The following is a 16923-nucleotide window of genomic DNA, read 5'->3' on the forward strand; positions in this document are numbered from 1 at the left end:
ATCGTCCTGGATCGTCCGGGCCGAACTCCCGGAGACCCCGACATGACCATCCAGATCGGCGACCGCATTCCCGACGCCACCCTGACGACCATGACGCCCGACGGCCCCAAGCCGGTCACGACGGCCGAGCTGTTCGGCGGCAAGACGGTCGCCCTGTTCGCCGTGCCGGGCGCCTTCACCCCGACCTGCTCCGCGCGCCACCTGCCGGGCTATGTCGACCATCGCGCCGATCTGGCGGGCAAGGGCGTGGACACCGTCGCCTGCGTCTCGGTCAACGACGCCTTCGTCATGGGCGCCTGGGCCAAGGACAATGAACTGAACGGCGCCGACGACATCGTCATGCTGGCCGACGGCAACGGCGACTTCACTCGCGCCGTGGGCCTGTCGCTGGACGCCAAGGGCTTCGGCATGGGCGAGCGCTCGCAGCGTTACTCCATGCTGGTCAAGGACGGCGTGGTCGACCAGCTCAACATCGAGCAGGGCGGCGAGTTCAAGGTCTCCTCTGCCGAGCACCTGCTGGCCCAGCTGTGATGAGCGTCGTCGCCCAGACGGCGGCCCGAACGGCCGGTTGAGCCATGGGCGACGTCTTCACCCCGGAAAAGCGCAGCGCCGTCATGCGGCGGGTGAAGGGGCGCGACACCGCGCCCGAACTGAAGGTCCGGCGCCTGCTGCGGGGCGCCGGGATCGGCTATCGGCTGGGCGGCTGCGGCCTGCCCGGCCGACCCGATGTGGTGATGAAGGGGCGACGCGTCGCCCTGTTCGTCCACGGCTGTTTCTGGCACGGCCATGATTGCCCGCGCGGCGCGCGCCAGCCCCGTTCCAACGCCGACTACTGGCTGGCCAAGATCGATCGCAACCGGGCGCGCGACGGCCGCGTCGCCGCCGAGCTGGCGGCGGCGGGTTGGCGGGTGCTGACCTTGTGGGAGTGCGAGCAGAAGACGCCGGATTGGGGCGAGCGGCTGCTGGCTGAGGTGCGGGGCGAAGCCGACGCCGGTTAGGCCACGGCCTGGGCGCCGACTTCAGCGTCGCCGGCGGGGTCCAGGACTTCGCTCAGGGCGGTGAGCAGCACCGCCGGCGTCAGCGGCTTGGCCACGAAATGGTTCATGCCGGCCTCCAGGCAGGCGGCGATGTCCTCCGGAGAGGTGTCGGCGGTTACGGCGATGACCGGGGCGTCGGCGTTCGGTCCGCCGCCCGCGCGCAGGCGGCGCGTCGTCTCGCGACCGTCCAGTTCGGGCATCCGCACATCCATGAAGATGACGTCGAAGACGTCGGCGTCACAGGCCTTGAGGGCGGCCATGCCGTCCTCGGCCATGGTCAGTTCGCAGTCGAGGGCCTGCAGGATCACTTGAACGGCGCGGCGGTTGATGGCGTGGTCGTCCACCACCAGAACCCGCAGCGGGCGTTCGGCGTCGGGGTCCGGCTCGGCTGGGGCGGCGGCGAGGGGCGTTTCCGTCTCTTCGCGCGGCGCAGGCGGGGCGTCCATTGGGAGCGGACGCCGGGTCGGCGTCGCGGCGGGCGGGGCGCCGGCCAGAGGAGGGGCGGCGAGGAAGGCGGCGACTTCACCGTCTTCTTCGCCTTCCGACAGGGTGAGGGCGACGGTGAAGGTCGACCCCTGGCCCGCCTCGCTGCGGACCGTCAGCCGACCGCCCATCAGTTCGATCAGGTCGCGGCTGATCGCCAGGCCCAGGCCTGAGCCGCCGTAGCGGGCGGCCACGCCGTCGGCGGTCTGGTCGAAGGGGGTGAAGAGGCGCTCCAACTGGCTGGTCGTCATGCCCGGCCCCGTATCGGCCACGTCGATCAGCAGGACATGGCGCCCGGCCTCGTCCCGCCAGGCGCACAGTCGGACGGTGACGGCGCCGGAGTCGGTGAACTTCACGGCGTTGGAGATCAGGTTGTTGAGCACCTGGCGCAGGCGCATGGCGTCGCCCTGGACGATGCGAGGCATGTAGCGCGAACCGTCGAGACGCAGGCGCAGGCCCTTGGCGCGGACGGGACCCTGCCACAGACGGAAGGTATGATTGAGCAGGTCGCGCAGATCGAACCCGCGCGTCTCGACCTTGAGGCGGCCGGCGTCGAGGCGGGCGTGATCGAGCAGGTCGTCCAGCAGCTCCTTCATCATCAGACCGGCGTCCTCGATCATGGCCGTCTGCTGGCGGGTCGAGGAGGAGGACGCAGCAACGCGGCTCAACTCATGCGCGCCGGTCAGGATGGCGCCGATCGGGGTGCGCAGGTCGTGGGCCACGGCGGCCAGAAGGGCGCTGCGACCCGCCATGATGCTTTCGGCCTCGCGGCGCTTGTCGTCCGCCTCCTTGAGGGCGCGGGCCTCCGCCGCGCCCGCCGCGTAGAGGCGGCTGCGCGTGGTCAGGCAGAAGAAGACGAAGGCCAGAACCCCGACGGCCACCGGCAGGATGAAGCGTCCCTCGACGTTTGACTGGGCCATGAAGAACGGCGTCAGCGCCAGGACCGCCACCTGGGGCGTGACGGTCCAGATGAAGACCCGCAGATTGCCGGCCGAGGCGATGACCGAATTGATCGCGCCCGCCGCCAGCAGGGTGGTGGCGACCACGCCGCCGGGCAGCCCGCCCATGGTCCACAGGGGGATGGCGATGCTGGCGTAGACGCCGGCGTTGGCCGTCAGGGCCAGGTCGCCCAGGGCGCCGCGCCAGCCCTTGAGCGCCATCGCCTGACCGCGCGTCACCGATGCGAATGCGGCGGCCTCGGCCAGTTGCAGCAGCAGATAGACAGCCAGCCAGACGAGGCAGAGCGACAGGCCGAGGATGGGGCTGAACAACAGGGCGCAGGCCAGACCCACGACGAGTCGTTGGGGCAGCATCTTGTGCCGCTGTCGGATGGCGGAAGCCCACCCGCTCCGGGATGCATCGGTCTGCGTCATGCGGCGATCCGAACGGGCGACGGCGCCCTTCCGTTGCATCATGGCGACGGAGACCTAATGCTCCGTCAACGGCCGGAGCCGACCGCTTCGGCCACGCTGGAAAAGCCCTCGGCCCGCAGACGGGCCGCCAGATCGCGCTTGATCCGGCCGACCATGCCGGGGCCTTCATAGATCATGGCCGAGTAGACTTGGACGGCCGAGGCGCCCGCGCGGATGCGGGCCCAGGCGTCCGCGCCGTCGGCGATCCCCCCGACTGCGATCAGCGGCAGGCGCCCGCCGGCGGCTTCGGCCGCCGCCTCCAGCGCTTTCTGGGCGAAGGGTTTCAGCGGGGCGCCCGACAGGCCGCCAGCCTCGCCCTTATAGGCGGACCGCAGGGAGGCGGGCCGCTCCAGCGTCGTATTGGACACGATCAGGGCGTCGATGCGGTGGGCGATGGAGGCCTCGACGATCATGCCGATCTCCTCGCCGATCAGATCGGGCGCGATCTTCAGGAAGACCGGCGCGCCGTCGGCGGGGCGGGCCTCATGGATACGGCCCAGCAGGTCGTCCAGCGCCTCGCGGCCCTGCAGTGCGCGCAGGCCCGGCGTGTTGGGCGACGAGATGTTGACGGTGAAATAGTCGGCCAGCCCCGCCAGCCGCTTCAGCCCCGCGACATAGTCGGCGGCCTTGTCCTCGGTATCCTTGTTGGCGCCTAGATTGGCGCCGATGGCGGTGCGGGTCGGACGCCGCGCCAGACGGGCGGCGAAAGGCTCCAGCCCCTCGTTGTTGAAGCCCATGCGGTTGATGATGGCCCGGTCTTCCGCCAGGCGGAACAGGCGCGGCCTGGGGTTGCCGGGTTGGGCGCGCGGGGTGACCGAGCCGCACTCCACCGCGCCGAAGCCCAGGCGCGACAAGCCTTCCAGCGCCTCGCCGTTCTTGTCGAGACCGGCGGCCAGACCGACGGGGTTGGACATTTCCAGCCCTGCGATCGTGGTCTTCAGGATCGGATCGTCGGCGCCCGGCGCGGGCAGGGGCGTCATCTTCAGGGCGCGAATGGCCAGGCGGTGCGCGGCTTCCGGATCGAGTTGGCGCAGCGCCCAGGCGCCGAGGTCGGTCAGGCTCATGTTCAGGCGGTCTCGTCGATGATCATGCGGCCGTCGGCCGTCACCGACAGGGCGCGCGCGGCGCGCGTCGCCGCGACGGGCAGGGGGCCGTAGATGTGAGGAAACAGGGCGCCGCCGCGCGACGGCTCCCAGATCAGGGCGTCGCCCAGGGCGGTCAGATCCACCTCGACCAGCATCAGCTCGGCCTGATCGGCGTAGTGTTTGGCCGCGGTGGCCTCCAGCTGATCGGCTGCGGATAGGTGGATGTAGCCGTCGGCCAGGTCCACGGCCGAGCCGTCGTAACGGCCCTCGGCCAGGGCGGCGCGCCAGTCGGCGCGGCTCAGGATCTTGAAGGCGACGTCGGGCCGGTCGGTCACGCTACGGTCTCCGGGGTCAGCCAGCCTTCATAGGACGGGCGCCCGGCGACATCGACGCTGAAGACCGCCGCCGCCCCGGTGGGGAAGCCGCCGCTCATCTTGTCCAGCACCGCAGGCGAGGCGGCGCTCTCGATCAGGTATTCGACCGCCAGCTGATGCACGCCGGGGTTATGGGCGATCAGCAGCAGGCAGCCCGCCTGGTCCTCGGCCGCCTCGACCGCGCGGCGCAGGACGTCGGCGGGGGCGTTGTAGAGGGCGTCGGAGACGTGCAGCTCGACATCGCCGAAATGCTCGCTGACCCCGTCCCAGGTGTCTCGCGTGCGCTGGGCGCCCGAGACCAGAGCCATGTCCGGCTTCATGCCGCGTTCGGCCAGGGCGCGGCCCATGGCGGCGGCGTCGCGGCGGCCGCGTTCGCTCAAGGGCCGGGCTGTGTCGCCGCCCGGCGCCGAGGCTTCGGCCTTGGCGTGGCGCATCAGGATCAGTCTCTGCATGGCGAGGGCTTTACGGCTGTTTGCGCGCGGCGCCCATAGGGTGCGCGGGACGGGCGCGCGCGTGATGGGCGGGCGCATGGTCGCGCGCGGCGGGCGAGGGGGTCAGGGACGGGCGTCCGGCCAGCACGGCCTGGGCCAGGCCGCCGGGCCGCACGCGGGCGTAGGCGCGACGCGAGGCTTCCAGCATGATCAGGCCCGCCGCGCCGGGAAACAGCTTCGGCCCCACCTGCTCCAGGCCGTCGGCCAGCGGCAGCATCGGCCGCCACGGCGGGACGTAGAGGGCCTGGGACCAGGCGGTCGGCTCCAGCCCGACCTCGCGCACCAGCCGCTCCAGCTGGCCGCGCGTGAAGGGACGGCCGTGGCCGAAGGGGGTGGTCTCGGCCCGCGCCCACATGCCGCCGCGCGCCGCCGCTGCCAGGATGATCCGCCCGGCCGGTGCCAGGACGCGCACCGCCTCGGCCAGCAGGCCCTGCGGATCGTCGGCCTCTTCCAGCGCATGGACCAGCAGGATGCGGTCGAACGTCCCGGCCGCGAAGGGCAGGCGCCGGTCGTCGACCAGGACGGTGCGGTTGCGTCCCGCCGCCGCCCATTGCTCGGCGCCCTGTCCGCCCGGCATGGCGGCGATCACCCGGCGCGCGCCGATGAAGCCGTCCAGCCAGGGCGTGGCGTAGCCCAGACCCAGGACGTCGCAATTGTTGGCCTCGCCCCAGGCGTCCTCCAGCCGTCGCGCCAGCATACGCCGGGCCAGCGCGCCGGTCGGCTCGCCATAGAAGGTGCGGAGATCGTCGATGCTGCGGCGCATGGGGCCAGTATGGCGGATTTCGCGGCGGATGTCGGCCTTCCCGCCTAAAACCGCGCGTCCCGGCGTCCGTCGGGATGAGCGGAGTTTGTCGTGCGGCCCCGGTAGGATAGGGTTTCGATAGGAGACCTCCCCATGACCCTGACCGTTCGCCAGTTCCCCTGCCTGTCCGACAACTACGGCTTCCTGATCCGCGACGAGGCGACGGGGCTGGTCGCCGCCGTGGACACGCCGGACGCCGAGGCCATTTTGGACGATCTGGAGGCGTCGGGCTGGGGGCGGCTGGATCTGATCCTGAACACCCACTGGCACGCGGACCACACCGGCGGCAACGAACGGCTGAAGGCCGAGACCGGTTGCGAGATCGCCGGACCGGAGGAGGTGCGCCGCGCGGCGCCGCTGGATCATGTCCTGGTCGACGGAGAGGCGGTGCGGCTGGGTGAAACCGCCTTCGACGTGGTGCTGTCGCCGGGTCATACCCTGGGCCATGTGGTCTATCATGCGGCCGACGATGGCCTGGCCTTTGTCGGCGACGTCATCTTCGCCCTGGGCTGCGGACGGCTGTTCGAGGGCACGCCGCAGCAGATGTGGGACAGCCTGAACCGCATCGCCGCCTGGCCCGAGGCGACGACCCTCTATTGCGCCCATGAATATACGGCCTCGAACGCCCGCTTCGCCCTGTCGCTGCCGGACGCCGATGAGGCGTTGAAGGCGCATGCCGAGGCCGTCTTCGCCGCCCGTGAGCGCGGCGAGGCGACCGTGCCGACCACGGTGGGGATCGAGCGCCGGTTCAATCCCTTCCTGCGCGCCCGCGACGCCGCCGACTTCGCCGCGCGCCGCGCCCTCAAGGACGGTTTCAAGGGCTAGGACGCCCGCCGGATTTCCAGTCACCCATCATCGGAGATGTTCATGCAGTTGAAGGATCGGGTCGCGATCGTGACCGGCGCGGGCGGGGGCCTGGGCCGCTGTCACGCCCTCTATCTGGCCGGCCAGGGCGCCAAGGTCGTGGTCAACGATCTGACCGAGGCGGCGGCCCAGAACGTCGTGGACGAGATCGTCGCGGCGGGCGGCCAGGCGATGGCGGCGGCCGGTTCGGTCACCGACGTCGACGCGGTTCAGGCCATGGTCGAGGCGGCGATGAAGGCCTGGGGCCGCATCGACATCCTGATCAACAACGCCGGCATCCTGCGCGACAAGAGCTTCTCGAAGATGACGCTGGACGACTTCCGCCTGGTGGTGGACGTGCATCTGATGGGGGCGGCCATCTGCTCCAAGGCGGTGTGGGAGATCATGCGCGCGCAGACCTACGGCCGCATCGTCATGACGACCTCGTCCTCGGGCCTCTACGGCAATTTCGGCCAGGCCAACTATGGCGCGGCCAAGCTGGCGCAGGTGGGCCTGATGCAGACCCTGGCCATCGAGGGCGCCAAATATAACATCAAGGTCAACGCCCTGGCGCCGACCGCCGCCACCCAGATGACGGCGGGCATCCTGTCCGAAGAGGTGCTGAAGGCGCTGGACCCAGCCCTGGTCAGCCCCGGCCTGCTGGCGCTCGTGGGCGAGGACGCGCCGACGCGGGCCATCCTGTGCGCGGGCGGCGGGCATTTCGCCACGGCCAACATCACCCTGACGCCGGGCGTGCGCATCGGCGGGGGCGCGGATGCGGGCGAGCAACTGATCGCGCGCTGGGCCGAGGCCTCGAATCGCGAAGGCGAGACCGTGCCGGAGTTCGGCTTCCAGCAGGCGGCGCAGGAGATGGCCTCGGCGGGCGTGGAAGGGCCGGTGGCGGTTTGACTAGGGCGGGCTGACGAATGTCCGAACACCTCTTCGCCAGTTCGGCCATGGCGCTCAAATAACGCGGCCGGGCCCCAGCAGCGGCCCTCCGGCCTCGCCGCGATCGAGGAGGCGCATCTGCGGGGGCGGCGCGAAAGGGATGATGGGCTGCAGTTTCACCGCACCGGAGTCAGGCGGCGCCCAGTCGGTTGAGTTCCGCCTCAAGCGCCTGCCCCTGTTCGTCAGCCAGCGCGGCGCGACGAAGGGCGGCGATGTTGTCCGCGGTCGGAGTGCCTGAGCGGATGAAGTCCAGGATTTTTGCGTAGCTCGACAGGCCGCGATCGAAGGTCTCGCCATAGCCCTTGATCAGGTTCTGGCATCGCGCGATTTCGAGCGCGACGTCTGGTTGCGACGGAGTCACGGCCTGAATTTGCGCGAGCCATTCCTCAACGCGCCTTTGTTCCTCCTGGTAGCGCAGGGAACTGCGGCGCCATGGACGCAGGGCGGCCAGCAAGCTCAGCATCAGGAACCAGCGCAGCCGCGTCGTCTCCACATGGCGGCCCTTTGTGAAGAAGCGGCCCAGGAGGCTCTCGGCGGCGGCGCTGTGCAGGAGGCGCAGCCCGATAGGGGCGGGTAAGGTCTCGCAGATCTCGCGCAGGCGCGGGTGCATGAACTCGGTGACGCTGAGGAGCTGGTCGTTCTTGACGCGTACTTCACCCCTGACGCGGGCGGCGCGGGACGCGCGGGTCTTCAGGTCCGCCACCCGGATGGTGTCGTCGTAGGCCATCCAGAGCGCCAGGGCGGCGGCCGTCTCTGTGGTCAGGGCGTGCGGGGCCTGGTCCAGCGCCGCGATCCGCTCCAGCCGTTCGAGATAGAGCGCGGCGTAGGCCCGGTCCTGATAGTCCATCAGGCGCTGAACCCCGAGCAGGGCGTTCCTGTGCGCGGCGGTGGGCAGCCGGGCGCGAATCCTAGCCGCCAGCGCCTGGCCGAAGGGCGTGGTCGGCGCGGGCGTCGGCGCTCTAGGTTCTTCGGGCGCCGCAACGGGCTGGCGGGCGGCGTCGAACCCCTCGGCAAAGCCCTTCAGGTTGCTGTCGACCGCGACGCCGCTGGCGCGGATCGCGTCTTCGAAGGCTTCGCGCGGGAAGGGCAGGGCGCCGCTGCCGGCCAGGGCGCCGAACATGATCGAGCTGATGACGCTGCCGGACCGAGCGGAGGCGGCGTCCATGTCGAAGCCGACGAAGCGGCGCGCCCGCTTGGCGGCGGCCTCGAGAATCTTGCTGCTGTCGGCGCGTCCGTCGCCCATCGCCGACTTCTCGGAGATGGCGTAGATGCGATGGGTCGAGCCGATCAGCGTCGTGCGTTCGGTGCTGACGAAGCCGCGCACCATCGCGCGACCGACCTCCATCAACTCCGAGGCGATGACGACATCGACGTCGCCGGGCGTCGGCATCTGCGCCAGGACAGGCGCGCGACCGTCGGCCGGCAGGGGCGCCAGTTCGACATAGTAGACGGTCGACCCCGTGCGCTGGGCCACGCCGGGGACGGAGGTGCCCTGAGCCAGTTGGCCCTGGTTGCGGGCGACGCTCTGAATCCAGTCGGCCAGCACGCCGCCACCCTGTCCTCCGAGCGCCAGAATGGCGATGCAGAGACGATCTCTTTGCTGTGTCATGGTTCTTAGAAAGCTCGTGCCGCCAGGCGGCGCTCGGCGTCGCGCTGGAGGGTCGTGATGATCCGTTGGCGCAGTCCGTTGACGAAGCGCTCCCAGCGCCCCGGATTGGTCACCACCCGCGCCCGATAGAAGCTGGGACACAGAATGGCGGCGTGGCTGACCTCGCCGCACAGGCCGCAGCCGACGCAGGAGTTGTCGACATGGGCCACCGGATCGCGCCGCAACGGATCAGGATTGGGCTTGATCGACAGGGAGGGGCAGCCGGACAGACGGATGCAGCTGTGGTCCCCGGTGCAGGTGTCGGGATCCACGCCGAAGCGGTCCTGAGAGACGCGCCGTCCCGCCTGAGCGGCCTTGCGCAGCAGGGGCTTCTCGCGGCGCTGCTTGTTAAGCATGCATTCGGACTGGGCGATGATGACCTTCGGACCCTTCTCCGGGCTGGTCAGCGCTTCCTTCAGCGCGCCCTTCATGCGTTTCAGGTCATAGGTGCGGTCGATGGAGCGCACCCATTCCACGCCGACGCCTCGGGCCGCCTTCTCGATCGGATTTCGGGTGCTGCGCGCCTTGTTGTCGGCCCGCGAAGACAGCACGTCCTGGCCGCCGGTCGCGGCCGAATAGCCGTTGTCGACGACCAGGGTGACGGTGTCGTTCTTGTTGAACACGGCGTTGCCGACGCCTGAGGTCAGGCCGTTATGCCAGAAGCCTCCATCGCCCATGATGGCGATCGCACGCTTGTCCTTCGGCTTGAAGGCCGAAGCCCCGGCGGCGCCCAGGCCGTAGCCCATCGTCGTATTGCCGATGTTGAAGGGCGGCAGGATGGAGAACAGGTGGCAGCCGATGTCCGCCGACACGTGCGACGGGCCCAGTTCGCGCTCGACCATCTTCATGGCGGTGAAGATCGGGCGTTCCGGGCAGCCGGTGCAGAAGCCGGCGGGGCGTGCGGGAACCTCGGCGGCCAGGCTGGCCACGGCGGCGGGCGGCGCAGCCTTCGGGGCGGGCGCGGCCGTCGGCAAGCAGCCGGGGCTCCATTCCTCAAGGAAGCTCTTCAGCCCCTTCTGGATGATGTGGGCGGCGTATTCGCCGGCGCGCGGCAGCGGTCCCTTGCCGACGATGCGGGTCTCAAGGCCTGCGCGCCGGATCAGGGTGTTCAGCTCATGCTCGATGAACTCGGGCTGGCCCTCCTCGATGATCAGGACCGCCTTCTTGCCGCGACAGAAGTCCGTCACCTCTTCGGGGATCAGCGGATAGGTGACGTTGAGGCAGTAGATCGGCAGGGCGCTGTCGCCGAAGGCGTCGGCCAGGCCCAGCAACTCCATCGCCCGGTTCAGGTTGTTGTAGAGGCCGCCCTGAACGATCAGGCCGATCTCGCCTTCGTCCGGGCCGAAAGTCTCGTTGAGTTTGTTGTCGCGCACGAAGGCGATGCCCGCGGGCCAGCGCTTCTCGACCTTCTCGACCTCATGCAGGAAGTTGGCGGGCGGCAGGACGATCCGTTCCACATCGCGCACGGGCGCGGCCGCCGCCTGGGCCACGGTTAGAGGCGGGCGGCGATTGTCGCGGGCGACGAAGCTTCCGGTCATGTGGCAGGAGCGCACGCGCAGCTCCAGCATGACGGGCGTGTGCGAGGCTTCGGAAAGCTCGAAGCCCTTTTCGACCATGTCTACGATGCTGGTCAGGTTGGGGCGCGGGTCGAGCAGCCACATCTGCGACTTCATGGCGAAGGCGTGGGTGCGCTCCTGCATGATGGAGGAGCCTTCGCCGTAGTCCTCGCCGACGATGATCATGGCGCCGCCCGTCACCCCGCCAGAGGCGACGTTGGACAGGGCGTCGGAGGCGACGTTCGTGCCCACGACCGACTTCCAGGCCACGGCGCCGCGCAGCGGATAGTTGACGGAGGCGGCCAGCATGGCCGCCGCCGTGGCTTCCGAGGCGCTGGCCTCGAAATGAACGTCCAGGCTTTCAAGCAGGTCGTTTGCATCGGCGAAGACGTCCATCAGGTGGCTGATGGGCGAGCCTTGATAACCGCCGACATAGGCGACGCCGGATTGCAGCAGCGCCTTGGTCACGGCGAGGATGCCCTCGCCGTGAAAGACATCGCCTTCCGACGCGGTCAGCTTGCGGACTTCCGACTTGAACGAACGCTCGGCCATCCTGGATCAGCCCGCGATCAGAGCCAGAACGCGCAGCGGGCTGCCCGATCCATCGCGGATCTTCAGCGGCGGCGCGATCACCACGGCGCCCGTCGGCGGCAGGGCGTCCAGGTTCTGCAGGCATTGCAGACCATAGCGGCCGGCGCCGTGGAACAGGGCGTGGGCGGGGTAGGGCGGCTCCAGCAGGTGCGCCTGGCCGGCGTCCGTGCCGATGGTTTCGACGCCGAAGCCCAGGGCGTCGCGCTCTTCGACCAGAAGGCGGACAGCCGCGACCGACGGTCCGGGGGTGTGGGCGCCGTCTTCGCGGCGGTTCACATAGGCCTCCGGGTCACGCTTGGACCAGTCCGTGCGGAACAGGACCCAACTGCGCGGCGGGATGCGGCCGTGAACAGCCTCCCACGCCTCGATATGCGAAGGTTCAAGCAGGAAGTCGGGATCGGCGGCGGCCTCGGCTGAGCAGTCGATGACGACGGCAGGCGCGATCAGGTCCGATGCCGGCACCACGTCCACGGTGCCGGCTGGCCGGTCCTTGCCCGTGATCCAGTGGGCGGGCGCGTCGAAGTGGGTGCCCGTGTGCTCGCCGACGGTGAAATTGCTCCAGTACCAGGCGACGCCGCGCTCGTCGTAGCGGGATATTTCCTCGCGGCTGAACGGCGCGCACTGGCCGAACGGCGGCGGCAAGACCAGCGTCGGCGTGTCTTCCGAAAGCGTTTGCGTCAGGTCGACGACCTTCACATCACCGCTGGCGATGCCTGTCGCGATTTGCGACAGAGCTTGTGCAGATACGGACATTCGTCCTCCCCATCTCTTTTCCCTCAGGACTAAGCCTTGCCGAAGAAACTTGCATCTGCAACTAATTTCTTGAGCGCCGACGCTGATCCTTCGTCGGCTCTGCGCAAGGAGGATGGCGCCGTGGCTGGGCAATTGCGCCGGACGGGGGATCCCGGTTCAGAGGAGTTCCGTCTCGAGCGCTATCCCTTCTATCAGGTGAACAGGGTGCTGAGCCGGTACAACCTGATCATCGAGCGCGAGTTGCGGAAGATCGACATAGACATCCCGACATGGCGGGTGCTGATGATCCTTGGCGAACGCGCCCCACGGTCCATCGGCCAGATTTCGCGCGCCGGGGTGGTCAATCTCTCGACGATGATGCGGATCGTGGAGCGCATGACCAACGCCGGCCTGGTGACGCGCAGTCCCAGCGCGGTGGACGCTCGGGTGATCGACGTCGGCCTGACGGAGGCGGGGCGCGAGCGATTGGCCCGGGCTCGGGTTCTGATGGCGCCCGTCTATCGTCAGGCTCTGGCGGGATTCTCCGAGCGGGATTCCGAGCGATTGCTGGCGCTGCTGGGGCGATTGAACGCCAACCTGGAAGTCATGACGGACTAAACGCTTTCGCGATCTGATCGCCCTCTGAGCGCCGTTTCGGCAACGGCGATGAAGCGCTTGCCTGTCGTCCCTATTTATTTTAGACCTAAAGTAATAGGAGGCGTTCCATGCGTGTTGCTTGTCTCGGCGGCGGCCCCGCCGGCATCTATTTCGCCATCTCGATGAAGCTTCGGAATCCGGGGCACGATATCCATGTTTTCGAGCGCAACCGGAGCGGGGACACCTTTGGCTGGGGCGTTGTCTTTTCGGACCAGACGCTCACCAATCTGACGGCGAACGACCCGGTCAGCGCGGATCGGATCCGGGACAGCTTTGCGCACTGGGACGATATTGCAGTGACGCTCGATGGCCGGACGGAGGTGTCTTCCGGCCACGGCTTCATCGGCATCGGCCGCAAGCGGCTATTGCAGATTCTGCAGGCTCGGGCGGCCGAGCTGGACGTGGTCATGCATTTCGAGACCGAATTCGGCGACGATCTGGAGCCTTACGCCGAGTTCGATCTGATCGTCGCCGCCGACGGCGTCAACAGCCGCATCCGCACCCGCTACGCCGACCGCTTCGACATCGACATCCAGACGCGCCGGAACAGGTTCACCTGGCTGGGCACGCAGAAGCTGTTCGACGCCTTCGCCTTCATCTTCGAAAAGACGCCGGAGGGCTGGATCTGGGCTCACGCCTATCGATTCGACGAAACCCATTCGACCTTCATCGTCGAATGCTCGCCTGAGACCTGGGAGGGATTGGGCTTCGAGGACATGAGCCAGGAAGAGACGCTGGCGGCGTGCGAGCGGATCTTCGCGCGTCACCTGGACGGCAAGCCGCTGTTGAGCAATTCGGCGCACCTGCGCGGCTCGGCGTCCTGGATCAACTTCCGCCGGGTGCTGTGCGGCCAGTGGTCCTTCGACAATGTGGTGCTGCTCGGCGACGCCGCGCACACGGCGCACTTCTCGATCGGCTCGGGCACGAAGCTGGCGTTGGAGGATGCGATCAAGCTGGCCGAGGTGCTGGACCGGCCGGGCCTCGATAACCGACAGGCGCTGACGCAGGCGCTGAAGGACTATCGCGACGAGCGTCAGGTCGAGGTGCTGAAGATTCAGAACAGCGCGCGCAACTCCACCGAATGGTTCGAGAACATCGACCGCTATGCGGATTTCGACGCGGAGCAATTCGCCTACGCCCTGCTGACCCGCAGCCAGAGGGTCAGCCACGAGAACCTGCGTCTGCGCGACGGCCCCTGGCTGGGGCGGGTCGAGGACTGGTTCGCCGGCAAGGCGGACGCGGGGGCTGGGACGCCGCCGATGTTCACGCCCCTGCGCCTGCGCGACGCGAAATTGCCCAATCGGATCGTCGTGGCCCCGATGCAGACGTATCAGGCTGATGCTCAGGGGCGGGTGACGGACTTTCACCTGGCGCATTATGGCGCGCGAGGGCTGGGCGGCGCGGGTCTGCTCATGACTGAAATGCTGGCCGTGTCCCCGGAGGGGCGGATCACGCCCGGCTGCCCCGGTCTCTATCACGACGATCAGATTGCGGGCTGGGCTCGGATCAACGCCCTGATCCATGCCGGCGGGGAGACCCTCGCCTGCGCTCAGATCGGCCACTCGGGCCCGCGCGGGGCGTGCGCCGCGCCGCAGGACGGCCGCGCGGCCACGACTCCGCTGGATCAGCCCTGGCCGCTCGTGGCGGCTTCGGATCGACCCTGGGGCGAGGGCGGCGTCGTTCCCGCCGCGCTGGACGAGGCCGGGATGGACGCGGTTCGCGAAGCCTTCGTCGCCGCGGCGCGCCGGGCGGAGACGGCGGGCTTCGACGTGCTTGAGCTTCAGGCCGGGCACGGGACCCTGCTGTCCAGCTTCATCACGCCGCTGATGAACCATCGCCAGGACGCCTATGGCGGCGATCTGGATGGGCGTCTGCGGTTCCCGCTGTCGGTGGTGGAGGCGGTCCGCGCCGCCTGGCCAGGGGCCAAGCCGCTTCTGGTGCGGATATCGGCCGAGGATTGGATGGGGGAGGCCGGGCTGGCTTCGAACGAAGCGGTCGAGATCGCCAGGCGGCTGGCTGCGGCCGGGGCGGACCTGATCGACGTCTCTTCCGGAGAAACCCATCCCGATGCGCGCCCTGTCACCGGGCGGATGTTCCAGACGCCCTTGTCCGACCGCATCCGCAACGAAGCGAGCGTTCGCACCATGGCGGTCGGCGCCGTCACCGAGGCGGATCAGGCGAACGCCATCCTGGCGGCAGGGCGAGCGGACCTTGTCGCCCTGGGCCGCCCGCACCTGCTGGACCCGGCATGGACGCTCAAAGCGGCCGCCGCGGCGGGCCGCCGGGAGCACCCGACGCCCAGCGTCTATCGGGCCGGTTTCGACCAGCTTGCGCGACAGGCCCGAAGCGCCGCAGATGGCGCAAGAGCCTGACCGGGCGGCCGGGCGTTTCGCAGAGGAGTCTCGTGCATGCGCGAGAAGCATGACGGCGGCGCGGGGCCGATCGATGTCCGAGCGTGGCTCCGGATGCTGAGCTGCACCATGACGATCGAGAAGAGTCTGCGGCGCGGCTTCGCGGAGCAATACGACACCACCCTGCCGCGTTTCGACGTCATGGCGGCGCTGGACCGCCATCCGCAAGGGCGGACCATGGGGCAGCTGTCGCGCGCGCTTCTGGTGTCCAACGGCAATGTCACGGCCATCGTGCGCCAGCTTCAGGATGCGGGTCAGGTCGTGGTCAGCCCTGATCCCGAAGATCGCCGATCGTCCATCGTGCGGTTGAGCGCGGCCGGGCAGGCCAGTTTCAACGTGCTGGCGGAGGCGCACCATGCGTGGATCCATCAGGCGCTGTCCGACGTGGCGCCCGACGATCTGGAACAGCTTCACGCCCTGTTGGCCAAGGTCAAGGCGTCGATCGGAGAGAACCTGCACACATGAGCTTCACGACGCGGAGCAAAGTGCGTTTCGCACATGTCGATGCGGCGGGCATCGTCTTCTACCCCCGCTATTTCGAGATGCTGAACGGGGCGGTCGAGGACTGGTTCGCCGAAGGTCTGGGCGTTGATTTCGCCGAACTGCACCTGACGCGCGGCCTGGGCGTGCCCACGGTAAGCCTGGACAGCCGGTTTGCGGCGCCCAGCCGTCTCGGCGACGAGTTGGACATCACCATCGAGGTGAAATCGGTCGGCCGATCCAGTTGCGCCGTGGCCTATACGGTGGCCTGCGGCGATGAGGTGCGGATGACGGCCGAGGGCGTGCTGGTCTGCATGATCCTGGCTGAAGGGCGCTCGGCGCCTTGGCCGGATGACGTTCGCGACGGTCTGGCGAAGACCTGAGCCTCGCCCTGTTCCTGAAATGAAAAAGCCCGCCTCTGCGCAGCGCAGGGGCGGGCTTTTTTCCGTCGTCAGGCGGCGACGACGGGATGGCGCAGCTTGCCGATGCCGACGACCTCGGCTTCGATCGTATCGCCGGGCCACATCCATTCCTGCGGATCAAGACCTGCGCCGACGCCTGCGGGCGTTCCCGTAGCGATGATGTCGCCTGGCTCCAGGGTGATGCCCTTGCTGATGTCGGCGATCAGTTCATCGACCTTGAACAGCATATAGGCCGTGTTGCTGCTCTGCTTCTGGACGCCGTTCAGCGACAGGGTCAGGTCCAGCGTCTGCGGGTCGGGAATCTCGTCGGCGGTGACGATGCACGGCCCCATCGGGGCGAAGCTGTCCTGGCCCTTGGAGTAGATCCACTGGCCTGCGCGGCGGCAGTCGCGGGCGCTGACGTCGATCAGCACCGTATAGCCAAATACGTGCTTGAGCGCGTCCTCGCGGCTGACGCCCTTGGCGGTCGAGCCGATCACCGCGGCCAGTTCGACTTCCCAGTCCAGTTGCTGGGTGATGGCGGCGTTGTGGACGATGGGGTCGCCCGGCCCGACCACGGTCGTCGGCGGCTTGGAGAAGATCACCGGCTCGCGCGGCAACTCGGGCGAGGTGTCCAGCGATTTGGCGGACTCCGCCACATGCTCGGTATAGTTCAGCCCGATGCCGAAGATGTTCTTGCGCGGGCGGGGGATGGGAGCCAGCAGCTTCGCGTTCGACAGCGGCGTGGCGACGCCGACCGGATACAGGCCCTTGGCCTCGGCCATCAGGGCCGTGGCGGCGGAAATCGCCTGAGGCCCCAGGTCGATGAAGGCCAGCATCGCGGAGGGCAGGGCGACGCCGCGCGCCTGGCCCAGTTTTTCAAGGTCGACGACCAGGTCGCCGTCGATGGCGCCCAGCCGGGCTTCGGCCTCGACGCTGGCGCGATAGGTAACAAGACGCATTCATTTAGTC

17 protein-coding genes are annotated in these 16923 nt (G+C 68.8%); 8 read left to right on the forward strand and 9 right to left on the reverse strand.

Going from position 1 to position 16923, the window contains the following annotated elements:
* The first annotated feature begins 42 nt into the window (after positions 1-42).
* Positions 43-531 carry a peroxiredoxin gene (locus ACWGL1_RS11930; RefSeq protein WP_291779660.1) on the forward strand — a complete coding sequence of 163 codons (489 nt, stop codon included), beginning with the start codon at positions 43-45 and terminating at the stop codon, positions 529-531.
* Positions 532-575: 44 nt separating this feature from the next.
* A complete protein-coding gene (locus tag ACWGL1_RS11935) occupies positions 576-998 on the forward strand; it encodes a very short patch repair endonuclease (protein WP_338578032.1) in 423 nt (140 codons plus the stop codon).
* On the opposite strand, the gene ACWGL1_RS11940 is transcribed toward ACWGL1_RS11935, so the two are convergent.
* The 5 genes from ACWGL1_RS11940 to ACWGL1_RS11960 form a co-directional block, all read right to left on the reverse strand.
* The gene (locus ACWGL1_RS11940; protein ID WP_452112112.1) at positions 995-2833 is read right to left on the reverse strand and encodes an ATP-binding protein; all 1839 of its coding nucleotides are present in this window, start codon (positions 2831-2833) and stop codon (positions 995-997) included. The genes ACWGL1_RS11935 and ACWGL1_RS11940 overlap by 4 nt on opposite strands.
* 125 nt (positions 2834-2958) lie before the next feature.
* Entirely contained in the window at positions 2959-3996 is a 1038-nt protein-coding gene (locus ACWGL1_RS11945; protein ID WP_452112113.1) for a quinone-dependent dihydroorotate dehydrogenase, read from the reverse strand.
* A 2-nt stretch (positions 3997-3998) separates the two neighbouring features.
* Positions 3999-4352 carry a DUF952 domain-containing protein gene (locus tag ACWGL1_RS11950; protein WP_452112114.1) on the reverse strand — a complete coding sequence of 118 codons (354 nt, stop codon included), beginning with the start codon at positions 4350-4352 and terminating at the stop codon, positions 3999-4001.
* Positions 4349-4843: a SixA phosphatase family protein gene (locus ACWGL1_RS11955; RefSeq protein ID WP_338578036.1), complete on the reverse strand. Its 495-nt coding sequence runs from the start codon at positions 4841-4843 to the stop codon at positions 4349-4351. Before ACWGL1_RS11955 ends, ACWGL1_RS11950 begins: the two co-directional genes overlap by 4 nt.
* A gap of 10 nt (positions 4844-4853) precedes the next feature.
* On the reverse strand, positions 4854-5645 hold the full coding sequence (locus ACWGL1_RS11960; RefSeq protein ID WP_291779679.1) for a class I SAM-dependent methyltransferase: 792 nt from the start codon (positions 5643-5645) through the stop codon (positions 4854-4856).
* Between the two features lie 132 nt (positions 5646-5777).
* On the opposite strand from ACWGL1_RS11960, the gene gloB reads away from it, so the two are divergent.
* Together gloB and ACWGL1_RS11970 are read left to right on the forward strand one after the other, a co-directional pair.
* On the forward strand, positions 5778-6509 hold the full coding sequence (gene gloB / locus ACWGL1_RS11965; protein ID WP_452112115.1) for a hydroxyacylglutathione hydrolase: 732 nt from the start codon (positions 5778-5780) through the stop codon (positions 6507-6509).
* A gap of 42 nt (positions 6510-6551) precedes the next feature.
* The gene (locus ACWGL1_RS11970) at positions 6552-7436 is read left to right on the forward strand and encodes an SDR family NAD(P)-dependent oxidoreductase (RefSeq protein ID WP_452112116.1); all 885 of its coding nucleotides are present in this window, start codon (positions 6552-6554) and stop codon (positions 7434-7436) included.
* A 169-nt stretch (positions 7437-7605) separates the two neighbouring features.
* On the opposite strand, the gene ACWGL1_RS11975 is transcribed toward ACWGL1_RS11970, so the two are convergent.
* From ACWGL1_RS11975 to ACWGL1_RS11985, 3 genes are read right to left on the reverse strand one after another with little or no spacing between them, the layout of a single operon-like run.
* The gene (locus tag ACWGL1_RS11975; protein WP_338578040.1) at positions 7606-9084 is read right to left on the reverse strand and encodes an indolepyruvate oxidoreductase subunit beta family protein; all 1479 of its coding nucleotides are present in this window, start codon (positions 9082-9084) and stop codon (positions 7606-7608) included.
* Between the two features lie 5 nt (positions 9085-9089).
* Positions 9090-11231: a thiamine pyrophosphate-dependent enzyme gene (locus ACWGL1_RS11980; protein ID WP_452112117.1), complete on the reverse strand. Its 2142-nt coding sequence runs from the start codon at positions 11229-11231 to the stop codon at positions 9090-9092.
* Positions 11232-11237: 6 nt separating this feature from the next.
* Positions 11238-12023: a cyclase family protein gene (locus ACWGL1_RS11985; RefSeq protein ID WP_291779694.1), complete on the reverse strand. Its 786-nt coding sequence runs from the start codon at positions 12021-12023 to the stop codon at positions 11238-11240.
* A 120-nt stretch (positions 12024-12143) separates the two neighbouring features.
* On the opposite strand from ACWGL1_RS11985, the gene ACWGL1_RS11990 reads away from it, so the two are divergent.
* The 4 genes from ACWGL1_RS11990 to ACWGL1_RS12005 all read left to right on the forward strand — a co-directional run bounded on the left by ACWGL1_RS11990 (position 12144) and on the right by ACWGL1_RS12005 (position 15933).
* Entirely contained in the window at positions 12144-12620 is a 477-nt protein-coding gene (locus ACWGL1_RS11990) for a MarR family winged helix-turn-helix transcriptional regulator (RefSeq protein WP_312218379.1), read from the forward strand.
* Positions 12621-12727: 107 nt separating this feature from the next.
* The gene (locus tag ACWGL1_RS11995) at positions 12728-15031 is read left to right on the forward strand and encodes a bifunctional salicylyl-CoA 5-hydroxylase/oxidoreductase (protein ID WP_452112118.1); all 2304 of its coding nucleotides are present in this window, start codon (positions 12728-12730) and stop codon (positions 15029-15031) included.
* Positions 15032-15067: 36 nt separating this feature from the next.
* A complete protein-coding gene (locus ACWGL1_RS12000) occupies positions 15068-15535 on the forward strand; it encodes a MarR family winged helix-turn-helix transcriptional regulator (protein WP_312218376.1) in 468 nt (155 codons plus the stop codon).
* A gap of 20 nt (positions 15536-15555) precedes the next feature.
* On the forward strand, positions 15556-15933 hold the full coding sequence (locus ACWGL1_RS12005) for an acyl-CoA thioesterase (protein WP_338578045.1): 378 nt from the start codon (positions 15556-15558) through the stop codon (positions 15931-15933).
* Positions 15934-16001: 68 nt separating this feature from the next.
* On the opposite strand, the gene ACWGL1_RS12010 is transcribed toward ACWGL1_RS12005, so the two are convergent.
* The gene (locus ACWGL1_RS12010; RefSeq protein WP_452112119.1) at positions 16002-16913 is read right to left on the reverse strand and encodes a fumarylacetoacetate hydrolase family protein; all 912 of its coding nucleotides are present in this window, start codon (positions 16911-16913) and stop codon (positions 16002-16004) included.
* Positions 16914-16923 lie beyond the last annotated feature (10 nt).

Source organism: Brevundimonas sp. NPDC055812, assembly GCF_053616535.1.

Bases quoted from the DNA above. Each gene is read 5' to 3' on its own strand.
- ACWGL1_RS11930 (WP_291779660.1), top strand. From the start codon at position 43: ATGACCATCCAGATCGGCGACCGCATTCCCGACGCCACCCTGACGACC.
- ACWGL1_RS11935 (WP_338578032.1), top strand. From the start codon at position 576: ATGGGCGACGTCTTCACCCCGGAAAAGCGCAGCGCCGTCATGCGGCGG.
- ACWGL1_RS11940 (WP_452112112.1), bottom strand. From the start codon at position 2,833: ATGCTGCCCCAACGACTCGTCGTGGGTCTGGCCTGCGCCCTGTTGTTC.
- ACWGL1_RS11945 (WP_452112113.1), bottom strand. From the start codon at position 3,996: ATGAGCCTGACCGACCTCGGCGCCTGGGCGCTGCGCCAACTCGATCCG.
- ACWGL1_RS11955 (WP_338578036.1), bottom strand. From the start codon at position 4,843: ATGCAGAGACTGATCCTGATGCGCCACGCCAAGGCCGAAGCCTCGGCG.
- ACWGL1_RS11960 (WP_291779679.1), bottom strand. From the start codon at position 5,645: ATGCGCCGCAGCATCGACGATCTCCGCACCTTCTATGGCGAGCCGACC.
- gloB (WP_452112115.1), top strand. From the start codon at position 5,778: ATGACCCTGACCGTTCGCCAGTTCCCCTGCCTGTCCGACAACTACGGC.
- ACWGL1_RS11970 (WP_452112116.1), top strand. From the start codon at position 6,552: ATGCAGTTGAAGGATCGGGTCGCGATCGTGACCGGCGCGGGCGGGGGC.
- ACWGL1_RS11975 (WP_338578040.1), bottom strand. From the start codon at position 9,084: ATGACACAGCAAAGAGATCGTCTCTGCATCGCCATTCTGGCGCTCGGA.
- ACWGL1_RS11980 (WP_452112117.1), bottom strand. From the start codon at position 11,231: ATGGCCGAGCGTTCGTTCAAGTCGGAAGTCCGCAAGCTGACCGCGTCG.
- ACWGL1_RS11985 (WP_291779694.1), bottom strand. From the start codon at position 12,023: ATGTCCGTATCTGCACAAGCTCTGTCGCAAATCGCGACAGGCATCGCC.
- ACWGL1_RS11995 (WP_452112118.1), top strand. From the start codon at position 12,728: ATGCGTGTTGCTTGTCTCGGCGGCGGCCCCGCCGGCATCTATTTCGCC.
- ACWGL1_RS12000 (WP_312218376.1), top strand. From the start codon at position 15,068: ATGCGCGAGAAGCATGACGGCGGCGCGGGGCCGATCGATGTCCGAGCG.
- ACWGL1_RS12010 (WP_452112119.1), bottom strand. From the start codon at position 16,913: ATGCGTCTTGTTACCTATCGCGCCAGCGTCGAGGCCGAAGCCCGGCTG.